At 49.5% G+C, this 19907-nt stretch carries 18 protein-coding genes; 2 read left to right on the top strand and 16 right to left on the bottom strand.

The window, feature by feature from the left end; translation table 11 throughout:
- The first annotated feature begins 133 nt into the window (after positions 1-133).
- Positions 134-3316, top strand: coding sequence for a Bacterial alpha-L-rhamnosidase (locus GF401_15220; GenBank protein MBD3346402.1), 3183 nt, complete (start codon positions 134-136; stop codon positions 3314-3316).
- A gap of 252 nt (positions 3317-3568) precedes the next feature.
- Here GF401_15220 and GF401_15215 read toward each other — a convergent pair whose 3' ends face one another.
- From GF401_15215 to GF401_15180, 8 genes are read right to left on the bottom strand one after another with little or no spacing between them, the layout of a single operon-like run.
- Positions 3569-4849, bottom strand: a complete 1281-nt coding sequence (locus GF401_15215; protein ID MBD3346401.1) for a DUF2029 domain-containing protein — start codon at positions 4847-4849, stop codon at positions 3569-3571.
- Between the two features lie 9 nt (positions 4850-4858).
- Positions 4859-5638 (bottom strand): glycosyltransferase, encoded by a 780-nt coding sequence (locus GF401_15210; protein MBD3346400.1) that lies wholly within the window; start codon positions 5636-5638, stop codon positions 4859-4861.
- Between the two features lie 57 nt (positions 5639-5695).
- Positions 5696-6289 carry a hypothetical protein gene (locus GF401_15205; protein MBD3346399.1) on the bottom strand — a complete coding sequence of 198 codons (594 nt, stop codon included), beginning with the start codon at positions 6287-6289 and terminating at the stop codon, positions 5696-5698.
- The gene (locus GF401_15200; GenBank protein ID MBD3346398.1) at positions 6286-6876 is read right to left on the bottom strand and encodes a molybdopterin-binding protein; all 591 of its coding nucleotides are present in this window, start codon (positions 6874-6876) and stop codon (positions 6286-6288) included. Before GF401_15200 ends, GF401_15205 begins: the two co-directional genes overlap by 4 nt.
- Positions 6782-7168, bottom strand: coding sequence for a hypothetical protein (locus GF401_15195; GenBank protein MBD3346397.1), 387 nt, complete (start codon positions 7166-7168; stop codon positions 6782-6784). The genes GF401_15200 and GF401_15195 overlap by 95 nt, the downstream gene beginning before the upstream one ends.
- Before the next feature lie 44 nt (positions 7169-7212).
- Complete coding sequence (locus GF401_15190) at positions 7213-8244, bottom strand: hypothetical protein (GenBank protein ID MBD3346396.1); 1032 nt, start codon at positions 8242-8244, stop codon at positions 7213-7215.
- 9 nt (positions 8245-8253) lie between these two features.
- Positions 8254-8628, bottom strand: a complete 375-nt coding sequence (locus GF401_15185) for a hypothetical protein (protein ID MBD3346395.1) — start codon at positions 8626-8628, stop codon at positions 8254-8256.
- The gene (locus GF401_15180) at positions 8628-9794 is read right to left on the bottom strand and encodes an iron-containing alcohol dehydrogenase (protein MBD3346394.1); all 1167 of its coding nucleotides are present in this window, start codon (positions 9792-9794) and stop codon (positions 8628-8630) included. The genes GF401_15185 and GF401_15180 overlap by 1 nt, the downstream gene beginning before the upstream one ends.
- Positions 9795-10013: 219 nt before the next feature.
- On the opposite strand from GF401_15180, the gene GF401_15175 reads away from it, so the two are divergent.
- Positions 10014-10817 (top strand): hypothetical protein, encoded by an 804-nt coding sequence (locus tag GF401_15175; protein MBD3346393.1) that lies wholly within the window; start codon positions 10014-10016, stop codon positions 10815-10817.
- 185 nt (positions 10818-11002) lie between these two features.
- On the opposite strand, the gene GF401_15170 is transcribed toward GF401_15175, so the two are convergent.
- The 8 genes from GF401_15170 to GF401_15135 form a co-directional block, all read right to left on the bottom strand.
- Positions 11003-13174, bottom strand: a complete 2172-nt coding sequence (locus GF401_15170) for a hypothetical protein (protein ID MBD3346392.1) — start codon at positions 13172-13174, stop codon at positions 11003-11005.
- Positions 13175-13210: 36 nt separating this feature from the next.
- The gene (locus tag GF401_15165; GenBank protein MBD3346391.1) at positions 13211-13669 is read right to left on the bottom strand and encodes a hypothetical protein; all 459 of its coding nucleotides are present in this window, start codon (positions 13667-13669) and stop codon (positions 13211-13213) included.
- A gap of 33 nt (positions 13670-13702) precedes the next feature.
- Complete coding sequence (locus GF401_15160) at positions 13703-14977, bottom strand: DUF2088 domain-containing protein (protein MBD3346390.1); 1275 nt, start codon at positions 14975-14977, stop codon at positions 13703-13705.
- 161 nt (positions 14978-15138) lie between these two features.
- Complete coding sequence (locus tag GF401_15155; GenBank protein ID MBD3346389.1) at positions 15139-16110, bottom strand: C-terminal binding protein; 972 nt, start codon at positions 16108-16110, stop codon at positions 15139-15141.
- Positions 16111-16127: 17 nt separating this feature from the next.
- Positions 16128-16982, bottom strand: a complete 855-nt coding sequence (locus GF401_15150; protein ID MBD3346388.1) for an amidohydrolase family protein — start codon at positions 16980-16982, stop codon at positions 16128-16130.
- A gap of 157 nt (positions 16983-17139) precedes the next feature.
- Positions 17140-17970, bottom strand: a complete 831-nt coding sequence (locus GF401_15145; GenBank protein ID MBD3346387.1) for an SDR family oxidoreductase — start codon at positions 17968-17970, stop codon at positions 17140-17142.
- Positions 17971-18150: 180 nt separating this feature from the next.
- Positions 18151-18864, bottom strand: coding sequence for an SDR family oxidoreductase (locus GF401_15140; protein ID MBD3346386.1), 714 nt, complete (start codon positions 18862-18864; stop codon positions 18151-18153).
- A gap of 41 nt (positions 18865-18905) precedes the next feature.
- A complete protein-coding gene (locus tag GF401_15135; GenBank protein MBD3346385.1) occupies positions 18906-19577 on the bottom strand; it encodes an FCD domain-containing protein in 672 nt (223 codons plus the stop codon).
- Positions 19578-19907 lie beyond the last annotated feature (330 nt).

The following is a 19907-nucleotide window of genomic DNA, read 5'->3' as shown; positions in this document are numbered from 1 at the left end:
AATGACTTATATAATGAATGAGTAATGAAGTCTTGATTATAATCTCACCAGCTAAATTCGACAATTGTACCCTGCGAATTCTATTTTGCAATTCACTTTTTATTCGTCACCATTATAACGCAGGGAAAGAATAATGTCAGAAACAAGACCTTTTGATCTCAGAAGTGAATATGCGGAAAATCCCCTTGGAATCGAAACCTGTACCCCACGACTTAGTTGGCGTATTCCTCTGGAACCAAAGGGAAATTTTCAATGTGCCTATCAAATCCTCGTTGCTTCCACAGCAAATTTACTCGAGCAGGACACCGGCGATCTCTGGGACAGCGGCAAAGTAGAATCGGACAATTCGGTCCATATCGAATACAGCGGCGCACCGCTCCATTCCCGAATGCGTTGTTTCTGGAAAGTGAGATTCTGGGACGCCAATGGAACACCATCAGATTTCAGCGAACCCGCAACCTGGGAGATGGGCCTTCTTGACCGTGATGACTGGTCGGCGCACTGGATCGGACTCCCCTACCCAATCGATGGCTATGAAGCGCCCTGCTACGGATACTGCTCCGAATTTACTATCGATCCCGAAGAAGAAAAATGGATAACTATCGATCTCGGTACCTCCCGTCAATTCAGCTCAATCCGGCTCTTCCCTGCAACATGCTATGAATGGTTGGGCAAGGAGGGGTTTCTTTTCCCCCTCAAACTGAAAATTGACATATCCAACACAGAAAATTTCACCGAACACACGACCATTGTAGATAAGACCTCAGAGGACATTCCCAACCCCGGAAAAACTCCGAAGGAATATCATTTTGACCCCTGTACGGCGCGGTATATCCGAATCAGGGCGAAACTCCTTGGGCGGTGGGAAGCCAATATTCATGGATTTGCTCTGACCGAGGTCGAAATCTATGGCGGCGATGAAAACATTGCCTTGGGTAAGAAAGTAACGGCATCCGATTCCTGCTCATGTAAGGGGTGGTCGCCCTTATATTGCACCAACGGTGTTACCGAGTCTAAAAAAGGTAACCCCGGTTCGCCCGCGCCCGCAACAGTCCTCAAAAAGACATTCCCGATCGAAAAGCAACTTGCTGCGGCCCGCCTCTATACAACCTGCCTGGGGGTCTACGAAATGCATATCAACGGAACCCGTGTGGGAGAGCATATCCTGGCGCCCGAGTGGACCGATTATGGAAAAAGGGTGCAATATCAGACATACGATATTACCCCACTGCTCCGTCGGAAAGAAAATCTGATTGTCGCAACCTGTGGCGAAGGATGGTATGCCGGAAGGCTCGGGCTGACTCCCGGGAGACGGTTCTATGGCAATCGCCCTCAATTTATGGCTCAACTGGAGATCGAATACAGCGACGGCACCCGGGGAGTTGTTCACACGGACAGCTCATGGCAGGGCACTCTCGACGGCCCCATCCGCAGCTCGTGCATTTTTGACGGCGAGGTGTACGATGCGCCACAGGAAATTGATTTCCATCAGCAGTCACCCGTTCATCCCGGTCCTTATAGAGAACAAGGAACAAAAAACGCGAAGGATAACAAGCAGGCAGCCGGTACCCCCCAATGGAACAACGCTGAAATCGACGACTCCATTACCGTCCCTCTTGTCAGTCAGTTCAACGAGCCGATAAAAATTACCCGGGAACTCTCCCCCATTTCAATCACCGAACCCAAATCCGGCGTGTACGTAGCCGACATGGGACAGAATATGGTGGGATGGTGCCGGATAAACGTTTCCGGTAAACCGGGAGACACAATCACCCTTCGCCATGCGGAAGTTGTTGACAAGAATGGCATGGTAGCCATGGCCAACCTTCGTACGGCAGCACAAACCGATACCTTTATACTCGGCGGCAAGGGCCCCGAAACACTCCAGCCTCATTTTACCTATCATGGTTTCCGCTATGTGGAAATAACAGGGTTGTCATCAAAACCGGGTCCTGATTTCATTACCGGATGCGCCTTTCATTCGGCGGCGCCCGAAACAGGAACATTCGAATGTTCCGAACCGCTGCTTAACAAACTGATGACTGCGATTCAATGGACTCAGCGAGATAACATGCACAGCACTCCCACCGACTGTCCGCAACGGGATGAGCGCCTGGGATGGGGCGGTGATGCATCGGTGTTCTCCCAAACCGCCTGTTTCAACATGAATATGGCGCGGTTTTACACCAAGTGGGCGGGAGATTGCCGCGATGCTCAAACCGATGATGGTCGTTTTTCCGATTTTTCCCCTAATCATCTTATCTCATACAAACGATTCTCCGGCGCTCCGGGATGGGCTGACGGCAGCCACATTACCCCCTGGCGGGTATATGAAAATTATGGCGACCGGCGGATCATCCGGGAGCATTATGAGTCATCAAAAAAATGGATCGAGTTTATCCGGTCCCATAATCCCGATCTGATCTGGCGGAACTGTCGCGGGGTCGACTATGGTGACTGGCTGAGCAGTCAAACCTATAAACCGGAAAACTATCCCTGGCAAAAGCTCGGTACTCCCAAACAGGTATTTGCAACCGCTTTCTTTGCGCATGGCGCCGAAATACTGGCTAAGATGGCTCAGGCCGTCGGCCACGATGAAGACGCCGGGACATATTCCCGCCTTGCCACTGATATCAAAGCCGCATTTTGCCGTGAGTTTCTCGACAATGAAGGTAAAATTGAAGGACACAACCAGACGGTCTACACCCTCGCGCTTCATTTCGATCTTGTCCCCCACGAGATGCGCTCAACAATTATTTCCCACCTTGTCGAGCGGGTCCAATACTATAATTTTCATCCCTCAACCGGCCTACAGCCGACCCACCGCATGATGATCGAACTGGCAAAAGCAAACCAGACCGATCTGGCCTACAAACTCCTCATGAATCGTGACATCCCCTCCTGGGGCCACATGATCGATCAGGGCGCCACCACGATCTGGGAACGGTGGGACGGTATCTTTGCCGACGGCACGATCAATCCACACGAGATGAATTCATTCAACCATTTCGCTTTCGGTGCAATCGGAGAATGGATATACCGGGTGATACTCGGCATCAATCCCGATCCTGATACGCCGGGATATAAATCGGTCATCATTCATCCCCGCCCCGGCGGTGGACTGACATGGGCTAAGGGAAGGTATGAGTCCATTTATGGAGAACTTGCAGTGAGCTGGGAAATAAAAGATGGCCGGTTTGATCTGGATGTGACCGTGCCGGGGAATGTTTGGGCTAAGGTCGTGTTGCCGGGGGTGGAAGAAAACAAAATTGCCAAAGTAGGGTCGGGGGAACATGCATTTTCTGTAAAACTATAACAATGATCGGTATCCGGATGGTCTGGAAGTTCAGGCCACACAACAGCAAAGAACAATAAGTTTAAGGCTATTATTCAAAAAATCTAAACACACCATCCGTGTGACCGGTACTTCAGTGCCGGTAATGGTGCCTCCGGAACAACAGGAAATACCTGAACTGACGTTCAGGCCACACAACAAGTGAGGCATGACTAGTGTAAAACTACTCACCTGCAAGATTATAACCTAACCATCAGTATGATATGTAATGGTCTATTTCTCCTTCTCCCTCACCAAAGGAATTTCAGGCAAAACATACCGATGCACTATGACAAGCAGTACCAGGAGAAGCAATGCTGAGAGTGTAAACACCGAAAACTTTTTAAAAAACCGCTCCCCCATCATGCCGGTAAGGTATGGGATCTCAATGAGGCCGATCCAGATACCGGTTAGATACCAGAAGGCCTTGTTTGGCGGTTTGTATGAGAACATAAGCGGCAGGCTGAGAGTAAGAAATGCCGCTGGATAGAGAAGGACCCAGTAGTGCCCCCAGGCGATTGGTGACAGGAGCATCATGATGATAATTCCCGCCGAAAATTCAATCAATGCACGGTATGAATGCCGATCGTAGGGCTTGCGGAGGAAAAAGACCATTGTAGTGATCATTACAGCAAGACCACTGAATTTCGCGGCCGTGCCGATAACTTTGTTTTCAACAGAAACAAGGTTCAGCTGATGAGCCAGGAGCCGTTCCCAGAAAGCATATATCGACTGATTACTGTGAGTATCATAGCCGACAACAAGCGGCTGATTGAGGCTTATGTCAAGCCATGTCGTGATAAGAGAAATATAGCCCTCAACGCCGTAGAACAGAAGAGGCATAAGGGTAAATGCAATTCCGGATACCACTGCTGCTGCAACGACTTTCCATTGTTTCCGAAGGGCAAAATAGATAACGAAAAAGCCCGGCAACGCTTTTAAGGAAGCGGCGAAGCCGATACATATGCCTGCGGGGATCCCTTTTCCTTTGCGGTGGAAATAGATACACAGGGTCAGAATAAAAAGAATAAACACATTAATCTGCAACATGAAATAATTTTTTACAAAGGGTGACAAAAGCGCAAAAAAGGGCACGAACATAATGGGTGAAGTAAAATCCGGTTTCTTGTCGGAAACCAGCTTAGGTGCTGATCCCTGGAGAAAGGAGGCCCATATTTTCATGAGTGCGATCAGGCAGAAAAAATTGAAGAAATACCATAGTTCCTTTGTAATCGGAAGTCCGAGCCATTGTTTGGAGAGCGCAAGGGGAATAGCAAAAAAGGAAAAGAAAGGCGGCCAGGTATTGTTTTTACCCGGCGCGGAATGGCGATACAGATTTCGCAGATGCAAAGCATCATCGCCCGCCCGGATATACCCGCCGATATCGGCTCCCCGCCCGCCGCGATGAAAATAGACGGTTACTTCAGGAAGAACAAAGGCGGCAATAGCGCAGAAAAGAATGATCTTTCGGTATTGTATGCAAAACTGTTTTACTTTGGGCCAACCAAATCGCATCACTGTCCTTTAATGAGAGGTGGAATGGAATCCGTCGTAATCACGCCGTTTCAGATATTTCTTTGGCAAATCGGGAGTAAACGAATCATTAATGCCGGTTAAATAATTGAATCTGAATATATGCCACATGGCTGCAACGCCGTCTCTCCAGGTAATCTTTTTCCCTTCGATATAGTTGCGGGGATAATAGGTAATCGGCAGCTCGAAAATCCGCACGTGAAGCTTTGCTATTTTTGCGGTAATTTCGGGCTCGAAACCGAAATGCCGGCATTGAAGCACGGCATTGCGTATTATATCGCCCCGGAAGGCCTTGTAACATGTTTCCATGTCTGAAACCTGGATCCCCGATGCTATGTTCGATAATGCGGTGAGGATCCGGTTCGCCCAGGCATGATACGTACGATGAACCTGGAGGACCGACTTTTTAAACCGGCTTCCATAAACAATATCAGCTCTATCAAGCAGGATCGGTTTTACCAGTCTCGATATTTCAGCGCAATCATACTCAAGGTCGGCGTCCTGAACAATCACAATATCACCGGTGGTTTTTGAAAATCCTGTCGCTAATGCAGCCCCCTTACCCTGGGGCGAATCGTGAGAAAAGACTTTGATCCGTTTATCGGTTTGAGCAAGTTCCCGGATAATTTCCAGCGAACGATCGGTAGATCCATCGTTGACAATTACAAGCTCCAGTTCCACCTGCGGGAAATCGGTTGAAAGCAGTTTTACAATAACGTCTTCAGCTGTTTTTTCTTCATTGAGAACCGGCATAACAATGGAAAGAACCATTACCGACTCCTTTTTAATACGAGATTGAGAGTATAGAGAATGTAAAAATAGTAAAATTCAGGTTAAACCAGGGATAAGCAGCCTTTCTTTGCGCCCATCGCACAGCAGTCCCACGCCACCGCGCATGCCACAACCGGTGCCGTCATGCACCGCAAGAGCATGGATTATCTTTTTTTCTCCTGCATATCCAAGAACCCTGTCGATAAATTCCGCTCCACCTTTTTCGGCTCCAGCAAAATGAATACATGCTTCAGCAAACAGGGGGTTTCCGCAAACAACAACACCTCCCTGTCCGGGAACAGCGGCAAGACTGAGCCCATGACCGATATTTTCACTCCATGGCCGCAGCGAGGCAGATGATGGCCGGGCACACGGACTGCCGATTATGCCCCCGCATGAATGCACTGTACCGGGTATATGGACACTCAATGCACAGGCGTACACCGCTGAAGAACACTTTTCCCTGACAAACTGAGCACATTTCATATCGATTTCAAGCTGATCGACACTATCACCAATCTCGATGTCGTTAAAAATCTCTGAAATTTCGTTGAGTTCTCTTTGATGAGAAACAGGTCCCAGAAGACCCGCAGCAAAGGGATAGCTATCGAGAGTATGTCCTGAAATGAGCAATCCGAAAAGCGGATTCATGACGATATACTCCCTGGCGGATACTGTGTGATAACCGCTTCGGCGCATGCCTCAGCGATAGACCGGCACTCCCAATCTCCCTGTTTCAAAACAGCAAGCAGCGCCTCTGCTGCAGCGCAGGCTTCAACATAAGGTCCCGGGACATTCACCACCAGACTGTTCCCTGCTCGACCAGCCATAATCCGGGCCCACCGGTGGCCGTTGGAACCATAGATGTCCCGGGTCCAATATTCTTTCAGCACGTTCTCTATTGCCCGGGGAGTGACATCGATGCCCAATCCCGGGCACCTGCAATGGCCTTCACCACACCCGCCGATCAGAACAATACAATCGCAGCGTTCTTCGATCTGCCGCTCTATTGCAGCAGCAATAACCTCTGCGATATCGGAGCATGGAGAACAGAGTGCAATTGCACAATCAGGAAAAGTATGGAGAATCAAATCCCGGATTGCAGGGCTGTTCGTGTCGACCACCACGCCTTCGACAATCTCATCACCGGTCGGAATGATCGCGGCTTTTCGTATCACAGGATCTCCATCGCTGACCGGCACATCCCGGTACGTTAACAGGCGCAACTTCGTTGATATTTATATTGATACACCCGTCGTTCAACGTTATTTTCTTTACATCGGCTATAGTAATACCTTCGGCAGCAGCAACAGCAACGACAATTCCTTCGCTGTTGCGCTCGATATCACTCTCTTTCATGCCGTAAATATCCATATCCAGCCTATCGCCGGTCACACCGATTACCCGGACAACCGTATTGAGCTTTTGAGAGAGGCTTTTTTCGAGCTCCACAGGTCTGAGCCCCTTTACCGAAAGCCCCTCAATTTTCAGCATACATTTATCGGCGTAACAGATTATTTTTGATTTCATTTTTTAAACAGAATGGATACTTACAAAAGTTAAGCAGCAGCGATTCAACCGGAAACGATATCAACAGAGCGTGTTTCTGCAATTTCATGGGCCTCGATTTCCACCGGATTAACCACACCGGGTATTATCCGGTCGGCCTGCCCGATTATCTGTTCCTTTGGCAACGGTTTTTCCCATCGCGACAAACCCCGGATATCCATACCGATACTCGCAAGCTCTTTTTCTGCCTTTTCGGTTATATTGTCGATATCGATATCATGGTGATATGCCTGGGCGACTGCAATGCAGGCAGGTGCACATCCAAGCTCTCTGCCGGGGACCATTCCACACTCAAAGGCCCGTATAATGGAGCGTGCCAATTCCCGCTTGGGTGCAACAATGCAGGGAATATGACTCTTCAGATTTTTAGCATACCGCTCCGCTGCGTGGGCAGTATCTCCTGCTCTGAACTGACGGGTAGGAAAGATTCTTCCGTAGACTTCAGCCACAGTCATACCGACGCCAACCGAAATATACTCACCGGACATACCCACCACCACCGGTTTGTCTTTCATGATCTGAATCTGACCCAGTATGGGAAACAGGATTTCTTCCATGGTAACGATATCCATCATTTCGGTGGCCGAATTGTTATTTGCGGCCCGTCCGGTCATAACCACATTATGCACGGGGATCAGTTTTTTGGCGGGATCGGGCCCTCTGTAAAGCGGTTTGCCTGGATAATACCGTTTTACTTGCGCAAGGTGAGGCTCTTCTTTGATAAGATCATCGGTAACATCGACCCGGGCCATGGAAAGGATACCGAATTCTTCATTGACATTACCGTTATCCCCCGCACCCATGCAGACAATAGCGCCATCAATAACGATCCCGTCACTGGTGGTCGTCACGGCGTCCATATCGAAAATGTTAATCGCTACCGGAGCATTTACATCGCAGGCAACCCCACGAATCGCATCTTCAACGGAGCATCCACATGAGGTAATGGTTCTGATATCGACCAACGCGATGCCGAGGGGCACCAGCTGGCCGGTCTTTTTTCCGGCGGGAATAAACCTGTAGGTCAATCGGGCCATGATGCTTATTCAGTGCTTTCCCAGAGGCGGCCGGCGATCATCGACCGAGGTGCAATTGCGAAGCTCGTATTCTTCGGTGGGATGAATAATATTGACAACTTCCATAATTGCCCGTGTATCGGCGCCTTTTTTATCGACTCCCTTTACAATTACCGTGTGCATTGTTTCCGGCACACGGGGCATAACGATCACTTCAACATTACCGGTTGCCGATTCCCGGGCGATCTCCTCAATGGCGGATTCGATTCTTCCTGTCCGAAGGGATTGCACTTTACCGCACCGAAGATTTTCGAGCCCGCTGATAGTGCATTTTTTGCCCTGTTCGAGTGCCGCCTGTGTAATTTTATGTTTGAATTCGGGTAGTTTTGTGTGAAGAAGTCTCATCAGGCGCCCCGGGTGCAGCAATAGGCTTTACTGTAAATATCAAGAACGTCATCATATTCAAGTGAACGCGGGTTATTGAGAATGAGCCGCGTTACTTTCAAGGCTGATGTGGCCATGTGCTCGAGTGCTGTTTGGGGAACACCAAGTTCTTTGAGGCCGGTTGGTATGCCGCAGGCTTGTGCAAGATTGCGAATCATCACAATGGCCTGCTGCGCCCGCTTTTGGTTATTTTTTTCTTTGCACCCCAGAACCTTTCCGATGTTTGCGTACTTTTCGACACACTCGGAAAGATTGTATTCCATGATATAAGGAAGCAACATCGAGTTGGCCTTTCCGTGGGAAACACAGAATTCGCCGCCAAGAGGGTAAGCAAGCGCATGAACAGCAGCGGTATTGACCGAGCCCAGGCACAGGCCGCCGCACAGCGCGCCTCTGGCCACTGCGGTCCGCGCTGCAAGATCATTGCCGTTCCGATACGCTTTCAGTAAATTTCCTCCGATAAGGGTTATCCCTTCCAAAGCAACAACATCGGTCTTCGAAGTGCTGAACCGGTTCGTGTAGGCCTCGATACAATGGGTCATGGCATCCATGCCGGTTTCTGCGGTCACCGACGGGGGCATGGAAAGCATCAATTCCGGATCCACTACAGCGACATCGGGAATAAGCTCATCGCTGACCGCACCGATTTTGAGCTGCTGATCCGAATCGGTAAGAATGGCAATAGGAGATACTTCACTGCCTGTTCCCGAGGTCGTAGGGACTGCCATAAGGCGGATTGTCCGTTTCTCGTAAATTTTATCGGTGCCAACGATATCAGAAAAGGATTTGTCACTGTTGCAGAGAACCGCAAGGAGCTTGGCCAAATCGATCGTGGAGCCGCCGCCGATACCCACAACAGCATCCGGTCGGTAGGTCTTTGCTTCCAGGAGGATTTTTTCAAAGGTGGATATTTTCGGTTCCGGTTCCACATGGGAATAGATTGTGCACTCTGTTTCCGACGCCAGGCTTTTACCGATTTTAGCAGCCGAATGCACCAGTGCGGGATCACACACGATAAAGATCCGGGTGCTTTCTGCCAGATATCGGGGAATATGGGAACAGGATTTATATCCGAATTCAACTGAGGACGGCTGTTTCATTACTTCCGGTTTTTCTGCAATATTCATGATACAATTGAGTAAAAATAGATGAAATCAAGATAAAAAGGATATAAATCTACTATAAAACACGCCCGGATACCAAACTTCAGTTTTTTTTGCTGTTTGCTGATACTTGCAAGGTACCATATTTATATTATCATTATAGTTTTAGCTCAGGCGAACAATAAATTAAGGTGAAATTCAGAGCATTCCCGAATCCATAAACCTTTCAACAAAGGATTTTTTATGCGCAACACAATCTTTCTTTCCGTGCTTATTCTCGGTATACTTTTGCCGGTATATGCCAAAAAGGATAAATTTGAGTTGAAACTCGATTACAGCGGGAAGGAAAACTGGACCTATACGATCTTCTACCAATCCAAATGCATCTTTGAGAAAAACAAGGAAAAGACGCCCAAGGAGACCGAGATCACCTGCGATCTGAACGGAACCCTCTCCGACAACAAAGAACGGCTGTCCTTTGCTGTCAATGATGTCTCCGTGAAATCGGAACTCTATGATGAAGAAGTTCAGAATAAGATAAAGGAAAACCTTTCGGAATCAACGATGGATCTTGCGCTTGTTGAGGGTGCCCCTGAGATCGATACGGTACCCGATTTTTCCTCTGAAGGCATTCCGGAATGGAACGTGTACATGCAATTTTCAAAACTTCTGCCCGAAATGCCAAAGCAGGCGGTAAAGAAAGGTTTCACCTGGGAACGCTCGGTTACCCTTCCCATAAAAACCGCACAGGGCACTAACATCTGTGAAGTCTACCGTCTATATAAAGTGGAAGAAATCTCTCCTAAAAAGGATACGGTGCTTATCTCGTGGCAATTCAAATATGCAACTATCGAAAAGGATGAGGAAGCCAAATCGCTCACTCAATACATTCCTATCGGCGGCAAGGGAACCGGAACCGCGGTTATCGATATTGCCAACAAGGTGATCAAGAAAGCTTCAATCGATTTCCAGACCCCGGTGGCCACGGTTGAAGGCTCCACGGTTACCTGGAAAGAGAATACCGAAATAGAGCTTCAGGAGAAATAAGAGAAGGCCTCTATTTACGCAATGAGTTAAGATTGCGAGCGGCATGGCCTTGCGGGCCATGCTTCGTTGCTGGTGCAGACATACATGGCCCGCAAGGCCATGTATGCAGAACCACTCCAATGCACATTTGTAGTTTAATTGAACAGGCATGGCCCGAGGGGGCTCCCCCCACAACTGCTGTAATACTATCTCCATTTCCTGGTGGCCACAGCGACTGCTGTTTCATAGATATGCTGATCGCTGATCAATGCCGATTGTTCGAGGACCCGTGACACCGGTGGCGGTACATCAACCGAGGTGATACTTGCTATGGGACAGTCGAGATAATCAAAATAGCGCTCCGTGATTTCATGTGCGATCGTGGGACCTACCGCGTGACTCTTTTTTGCCTCCTCGCAGATCATCACCGCCCCGGTTTTCTTCACGCTCTCCCCTATTGTCTCATAATCGATTCCCGGGTAATCGAGGGTCCGAAGATCGATCAGCTCCGCAGAGATACCGTCATCCGCCAGTTTCGAAAGCATAGCCTCACAGCGTCCCACGAGATTACCATAGGTCAAAATGGTGCATTGGTCGCCCCCGGATACCACATTCGCTTTTCCCAGGGGGATGAAATAATCGACATTGCCTTTGGGAACAGGAAATTTATTGGTATAGAGCGCCTGATGTTCGAGGATAAGCACCGGGTCGAGCGAGTGCATGGCCGAATTGAACAGGCCGATATAATCGAACGAATTGCCGGGGGATATGATACGCCATCCGGGAAAGAGCGCATAGAGTCCGACCGCGTTCATGGAATGCTGCCCGCCGTAGCCCAGCCCGGTACAGACTCTTGTTCGGACGACGAGTGGAATATCGGTGGTATTGCCGTACATATGGCGGGCTTTCCCGATCTGATTGAACAACTGATCGGCGGCAACCAGAGAAAAATCGCAAAACATGATCTCGACAATCGGACGCATCCCGGTCATGGCCGCGCCCAGACCGAGACCGACAAACCCAGCCTCGGAAATGGGAGTGTTTCTGATTCTATCGGGATATTCTGCAGGAAGCCCCTTCGTTGCCTGGTAGGCGCCACCGCCGAAATTGGCGACTTCCTCGCCCATGACAAAGGAGTTCGGGTCGGTTTCGATCCAGCGCCTTGTCACCGATGCAATGGCATCACTGTATTTCATCTTTTCCCATTCCGCAAAATCGGACTTTTGGGAAAATGATATCCCCGAAAACTCATCACCGGTACTCCGAATTCCTTCGGTAAGACGGGATGGGTCCGGCAAAAGTTCTGCTTTCACGGTTCTGGGTTCACCGCCATTCGTCAAGGAATCAACAGCACGGGCAACTGCAGAAAATGCAGTATTTTGTATACGTTCGATCTGTTCAGTCGCAAGGACGCCGGCATCGATAAGCTTTTTGGGGAACAACAGCATGGGTTCTTTTTCCGAATGAAGCATCTCTTCATCACGCTCCCGATAGTTGTAAGCGCTTCCGGGCTGATCTCCTGCATGATGATACCTTCGGAAACATTTCGCTTCGATAAGACAGGGCCCGGCTCCGGTACGCATACTTTTTGCCGCATAATCTACCGCATCGTAAACAGCAACCGGATCGCTGCCGTCAACAATATGGCCATCCATGCCATAGGAGGACGCTCTTACCGAAAGATCGCACACCGCGCAGGCTTCATCTTTGCATGTAGCGACAGCATATTCGTTGTTTTCGCAGACAAATATCACCGGAAGGTCCCATATTGCGGCCATATTGGCGGCTTCATGAAACGCTCCCTGATTAATGGCGCCGTCACCAAAATAGCAGACCACGACATTGCCGGTCTTGTTGATTTTTTCGGTAAACGCAGCACCGGTGGCCAGTGGTATGCCGCCACCGACAATCGCATTGGAGCCTAAAAAACCCGATTCGGCATACCGCAAGTGCATCGATCCTCCGCGGCCGCCGCAGTAGCCCATGGAAAGCCCCATAATCTCAGCCATACTCCGAAGAACGCCTTCGTGCCCTTTCTCCGGAAGCTCTGCAGTGCGGGGATCCCAGTTTCCCGGTAATTCGTACTGAAGAACCTTTGAGAGGAAATGATGATGGGCACGATGAGTTGAGAATGCTTTGTCCGAAGGTTTTATTGCTGCGGTCACACCGGCCGCTATGGCCTCCTGTCCGACACTCGAATGGACCGGCCCCCATACGCAATCATCGTTTTTAAGCCGCAACAGGGCATGTTCGAATTCATTGATGATAAATACCTCAAATAAGAGACGCCCGGCAAGCCGGCTATCGAGCTTTGCAAGCTCCTGGTCGGTTGTTTTCCATTCGTACCAGTCAAAATCGAGTTTCAGTTTCTTTTTCATTTTCTGTGCTCCTTAATATTTGCAGATAATATATTCTCATTCAGCAATGTCGGAATCACCCGGCGGCGTCTGGCGTAACTCACACACTTCACCATCGGGGCCCTTGAAATAAACAATCCAGACATCAGGACGGAATTCCACCGGTTCGCTGATAAATTCGATACCCTTATCCCGTAACGCTGCATAATCGGCCCGTACATCGGTGGAGGTCAATCCCAGGTGAATCCATCCCTTATCCGCCTGTTTCCGTTCGGGCGGTATGGGTATGCCCTCGGGATTCGAATATTCGAACAGCTCGATCATGGTATCACCAAATGCCAGATGACAAATCCGGGCAACCGCTCCGGGCATGCCCACGACTTTTCCCAGAAGCGATCGGCTGTCGCATTCAAGGATGCGGATTACCTCGGCGCCCAGGATATCACGGTACAATCCAAGCGACCGGTCGATATCGGCAACACTTAGCGCAATATGGTCGACCTTTTTAGAAATCATAACAGGGTCCTTTGTGCAGCAGGTTTATGCGTTCTATTTAAATCGGTCCTTTGCGGCCCACAACCCGAGCGCAGGGCGGGGCACAAAAAATATCTCTTCACCATCAGGAAGTATATTGACTCCCGGAGCCAATTTTCCGGGATCATATCTTTTCATCATTGTAGAGCAATCGGCATAGTTGAAATTCACCGACTCGACCTCTTCCTTTGTCAAAAACCCCGGACACCAGGTGACCGTAAAACGATTTTCGGGAGAACTGATAATAATGTGGGACACCGCGGTAATATTGGATGACGCTTCACCAACGGTATTCACCAGGTTCACCATATAATCGGTATCGTGATACCCGAATTTCCTTATAAACCGGTCATTAGCGGTATCTTCGCCGAACTGTTTGACCCCCGGGGCCATAATGACGATCTCCCCGCCGTCGTCGATAATCATACGGGTACGAAATATCGACTTATTGCCCACCCAGGTGGTCTTGAACTCTTCAGGGTCCATGTAGACAACAACCTTTTGAAAGGGTTTATCCAGGAAGGTGATCGATATATCCCTGCACAGCTCCGCACCGATACGATAGCATTCTTCATCATCACCGCCAAAGAGTCCCCGGGTAACCACTGTGCCCATATTGTCCTGCCCCCGGACCGTCATGACATACGAGATCGGGAGTCCTTTGAGATGATGCTGTTCCATGTAGCGGAGGATTTTCCGCATGGGATTTTCAACACGCCCCATCAGACGCTCCAGTCCATACACGGCAGCAACATAATGGGTTTTGGAAATGGTATCTTCGCCCCCCGCACCGATACAGATATTTTTGCTGAAATTGGCAATACCCGCCAGCTCGTGAGGAACAAGCTGGCCCACCGAAATAATCCTGTCCCATCTCCCCTCGACAAGGGATCGATTAATCTCACAAGCCAGCGGGAATTTTAGCTTCCCCTCGGAAACCTCACGGATAAATTCCGCCGGAACGTCACCCAGCCGTATGATATCGTTCCGCCAGTCGTGCGCCCGGAAAACATCATGGGGAATCCCGGGGAACATGGCGTTTAATTCGGAATCGGTCATGGGAAGATGCGTCCCCAGGGTAGGCATGATCTCGATATGGCTGCGGTCCTTGAGCTTTTCATAGAGCAGAACAGTCAGCTCTCCCGCCCACGAGTAAAGCCGCGTATAATCGGGCGGCAAAATCAGCACCCGCCTCAAATCACCCAACGACTCCAGCATCGAATCGAGATACCCCGATGCTTTCTCCAGCGAAATAACCGAATTATGTGAACCTTCAGCAAAGTAAAGCATATAAAACTCCGGAAGAATGGGTAATGGAGCAGTGGAACGGCGGGAAAAATGCAATCGTTATCTTACTGTTTCCCGTCACCCCATCACTTTAATCAAGCCCTCCTTCACAGTCGGGCTGCTGCAGTGGACGCCACCTTGACGAACCTGCAAATACAATTCCATTATCCTCGTCCATTACCCCCAACTCTAAACAACGGTTCCTTTCCTACCAGGACCCTCGCGACATTCTCAGCCGCGCGATATTTCAAATCTTCCACCGATTCTTCGGAATAAAATGCGCTGTGGGGAGTCAATATCACATTTTCGGCTTTTTTGAGAGGATGGTCGGTTGTTACCACCGAATCGATATCCTCCAGAACATCGCATGCAGCTCCCGACACGTTCCCTGTTGAAAGTCCCCACACCAGGGCGTCGGCGTCGACAATCGCACCTCGTGCCGTATTGATCAGCAGCGGTTTTTTCTTCATTTTTTCTATAGTCGCGCGATTTATCAGATGATATGTTTGTTCGGTTGATGGACACTGTATAAAAACAGCATCACTTGCAGCAAGAAGTTCATCGAAAGCGACCTGAGAGAAACCGTCAACCAGGCCTTTCCATGTGGGCGTATGAAAAACAACCCGCACACCGAATGCTTTAAGACGTTCTGCCGCGGCTCTGCCGATTTTGCCGAACCCGATAAAACCCGCGGTCATACCTCTTATTGCATGAAGCGGTTTTACGTATGAAAGCGACCACACTCCGTTTTTCACCCGACGGTCGGCCGTGCTTATCTTGCGTGCAAGATTCAGGAACAGCGCAACGGCATGATCGGCAACTTCATTGATCGCGTGGTCGGGAATGTTCGAGACAATCACCCCATGCCGCGCAGCATCCGTGATATTGATCGTATCCACACCGATACCGTACCTGGAGACAATCTTAAGATTTGGCGCGGCGTCAAAAACATTATTGTCGATCGGCCCGAGATAACAGTTGAGCAGACCATGGATATCTCCCACATGAGGCAATAATTCATCGATAGTACGAAACTGGTGCACGATCAATTCGGCGTCGACACGGGCGAGGACCTCCCGTTCCGTATCGAAACGGTCAAACACGTGGTCGGTGACGAGAACTTTATATTTTGACATCTCTGGTTTTTTTTTGATTATACCTTATAAAAGCGCTCGCAATTATCGTGGAACAGTGCCTTGAGTTCATCCTGTGATGCGCCTTTTATCAATTCTTCCAGTGTTTCGACACACCGAGGATAGGTTGCCGCCATTCCTGAGACAGGCCAGTCGCCGGCGAAAAAGCAGCGTTCGATCCCGAAAGCATCGAAAACAGCATCGGCATAAGGACGGATATCATCGATACTCCAGTTTTCATGATCGGCCTCGGTAGCAAGCGATGAGGTCTTGCACCAGACATTGGGTCGTTTTGCCAGTTCCTTGATTTCTCCACGCCAGGGGTCCAGAAGTCCTTTGGCGATGCCCGGTTTCCCGATATGATCGAGTACCATGGGAACATCGGGACACTTATCCACAAACTGCGTTGCAACTTTTGTGTGACGGTAATCGATACAGATATCAAAGGTGAGATTATACTCCTTGAGCATAGTGACTCCTTTGATAAAATCGGGCTTGAGACAGAATTCCATGTCGGGCTCGAACTGGATAATCCGTCGTATACCTTTAACAAGCGTATTCTGCGCAAGTTCTTCGAGTTCCGGACGGGCCCCGTCACCCTTTTCCAGTGGACACCAGGATACAATGCCTTTAATGCGATCATCTTCATTCTGCGCCAGTTCGGTGATCCAGGCAACCTCTTCCTTATACTTTGAGGTCTCGATCTCACACTGAACAAACACCATTTTTTCAACATTCACCGGCCCTGTTGCTTCGTTATAATCTTTCAGCAAATGAGTCTTCTTCAAAACAGGAACATCATCGAGCCAGGGATAAACCCATCGATCGATATCCCACACATGCAGATGACCGTCGACAACAGGAAAATTTACCATATAAAACCTCCGGAGTTAAATTCCAAAAAAAAATAGAACGGGAACGTCATAAATTCGACGGATTTTCACAAACCTGACAACGTGGAGTAAAATCCGGTTTCTTACATGTATATATTTTTTTTGCGCGTTTCTCCGTGTGTCCCGCAAGAAACCCATCCTACCAGCTTCCGGCATTCACCGTTGTTTCACCGATCCCCTCAGGTCCCATCGAGCAATAGCCGGCGTCGACCATGAGATGCTCGCCGGTTACAAAGGAAGCGTCGTCGCTGAGAAGGAACAGGGTTGGTCCGGCGCACTCGACCGGTTCGGCGGTCCGTCGGAGCATATGGTAACTACCCCACACCGGCTCCCATTTGTCCCGTCCACCGCCGTCAAGTTGTGCCGCCTTATCGACTTCACGGGTCCAGACCCAGCCGGGATCGACACTGTTGACACGGATCCTGTATCTGGCCAGATCCAGTGCCTGACACTTGGTCATCTGGTTCACCGCGCCTTTGGAACCATTATACGTCCATCGGTTGACCTGGGCGATATGGGCCGAAATACTCGACATGTTGACCACTGCGCCGCCGCCTTCCTTTTTCATCGGTTCGATACACAACTGGATCATTCGTGCATAAGCAATCGGCCCGGTATGGTAGCTTCGAAGGAAATCATCAACGGTAGCGTCTTCACCCTTGGCAACAAAGGAAAACGCATTGTTCACGAGATAATTGATCTTTCCATACTTCTCCAGTGTCTTCTCGACAATGCCGGCCCGGAAATCATCATCAGCCATATCACCACGGACAAAAAGAACATCCCAGCCCTGTTCTTTCATTTCCTTTTCGGTGGTAATTCCGGCCTCGCTTATTCCGGTAATCGTAACCTTTGCGCCTTCTTTGCATAATTCTTCTGCAATAGACCGGCCTATTCCGGAAGATCCTCCGGTAACGATAGCAACCTTGTCTTTAAAACGGTCCACAACAGGCTTTCGAACAATATTCATCGGTCCTCTCCTTTCTTTGGTAATCAGGGTTCAGGGTACAGGTTTTTACTCATTTATCATGATCTTGCCGGTGATCTTTTGCCTCTTTTTTTCATCATCAGTTTCAGCTTCATATATTCTTGTTTCTCTCCCGAAAGCTCCTCGGGGCAGGTCGTTGTCACATATCTCTTCCACTTCATCTTACATCTTCAGCCCGCCGTTAATATCAACCGTAAATCCCGTGACATAGGATGCAAGGTTCGACGCCAGAAACAGGACCGGTCCGGCAACTTCTTCGGCGTCTCCAAGCCTTCCCAGGGGAATTGTTTTTTTGAAAGTCTCCAGTTGTTCGGGTGTTGCCCGGCGGGTTATTTCGGTGTCGATAATTCCAGGGGCGACGGCATTTGCCCTGATATTATGGGGAGCGCCGTTACGGGCGAGGGTTTTGGTCATGCACTCGATTGCGGCCTTTGTGGCGCTGTAGTGGGCGCCGACCGCTATACCGCCTACCTGCCCGGCAAGGGAAGCAAGACTGACAATACATCCGGACCCTTTTTCGATCATCGCTTTGAGACATGCCTGACTTAAAAGAAACATGGAAGTCAGATTGATATTGAGCACTTTTGTCCATTCATCGATTTTTATTTCCAGAAAAGGGGTCCGGGGGCAGATACCCGCATTATTGATAAGGATATCAATCCGACCCTGTTCATCGATTATCCGCTTTACAAGTGCGGGGGCGAAATCCGGGTCTGAAACATCACCCTGAATAAAACATTTTCGATCGCTCTCTCTGATATCGGCGCCATAAACCAGGGCGTTGTTTTCGGCAAACTTATCCGACAGGACAGCGCCGATACCGCCGGCGGCGCCGGTGATAAGGACAACTTTATTTTCAAACTCGGGAAATTGCATAGCAGCGGTTTCCTTCCTGATGTATCGTTTCCATTTGCGATCTATTCCTGTTTTTGACAATAATAATGACTGATAACCGTTTTTTTCGAATTTTCGATATGCCGGGCCAGTAAATCAACCGCTCTGTCTTTATCGCCGTCAATGAGCGAATCGAGCAATGCGATATGCTCTTTGGCGGCATCGACCGGCACATAACCCCGCTCCGCTTCTCGGAGGCGGATTATTTCGATGCGGGACCAGAGCGCCTTGAGCATCTCCTTGAGATTATCACAGCCGGATTTTATAGCGATGAGGTCGTGAAGGTATCCGTCGAGCTTAATCTCCTTTTCGACAGCCTCCCTGCTCGCCATCGTTTTGCAACTCTCAAACCGGTTTCGAAGGTCCCGGAGCCGGTGAGCAGAGAAATTTGCAAAGGCATATTCGAGGGCCATGCACTCCAGACGTTTACGGATCTCAAAGATCTCTTCAATTTCCTTTTCATCCAGATCAGCCACATAACAGCCGCTTCGGGGGATCAAATTCACCAGATGGTCCATTGCCAGCCGCTTGAATGCTTCACGAACCGGCGCCCGGCTGATCCCCATTGCCAGAGATATCTCCGATTCGGTGATTTTCTGTCCTGCTTTCAGGCGCCCCGATGCGATCTCTTTGCGAATCGCCCGGTATACCGCCTCGGATAAGCTGGTGTCGATTTTGAGGTCCGGAAGATGCATATGCTCAATAAGATAGTCGATTGTCGACAATTTTGCAAGAATAAGTTACGCGTTTTATCGCCAATCCGAGCCGAACCGCGTTAACTCCCTGATGAAATTCCGGGTCGAGCCCACGCAACTTTCATAAAATCTAAATCTTTATGTTTATACTAAGCCGGCAAAGCCGGAATGAGTTCAATGACGAGATCAAGATTCTTGAGAATGATTCTCTGGTGGGGGGAACCGCATAGCGTTTCCCCCTGGCCTGAGTTCCCGATTACAATCGGGATCTCAGGCGCACCCCCTCCAGCAAGGGCGGCCGCGCTATGTTGGGCGCCTGCGCACCCAACG

The sequence above is a fragment of the Chitinivibrionales bacterium genome, assembly GCA_014728215.1.
GTDB lineage: Bacteria > Fibrobacterota > Chitinivibrionia > Chitinivibrionales > WJKA01 > WJKA01.
Note: the sequence above shows the minus strand (reverse complement) of the source record. Positions and strands in the feature narration are given on the sequence as shown.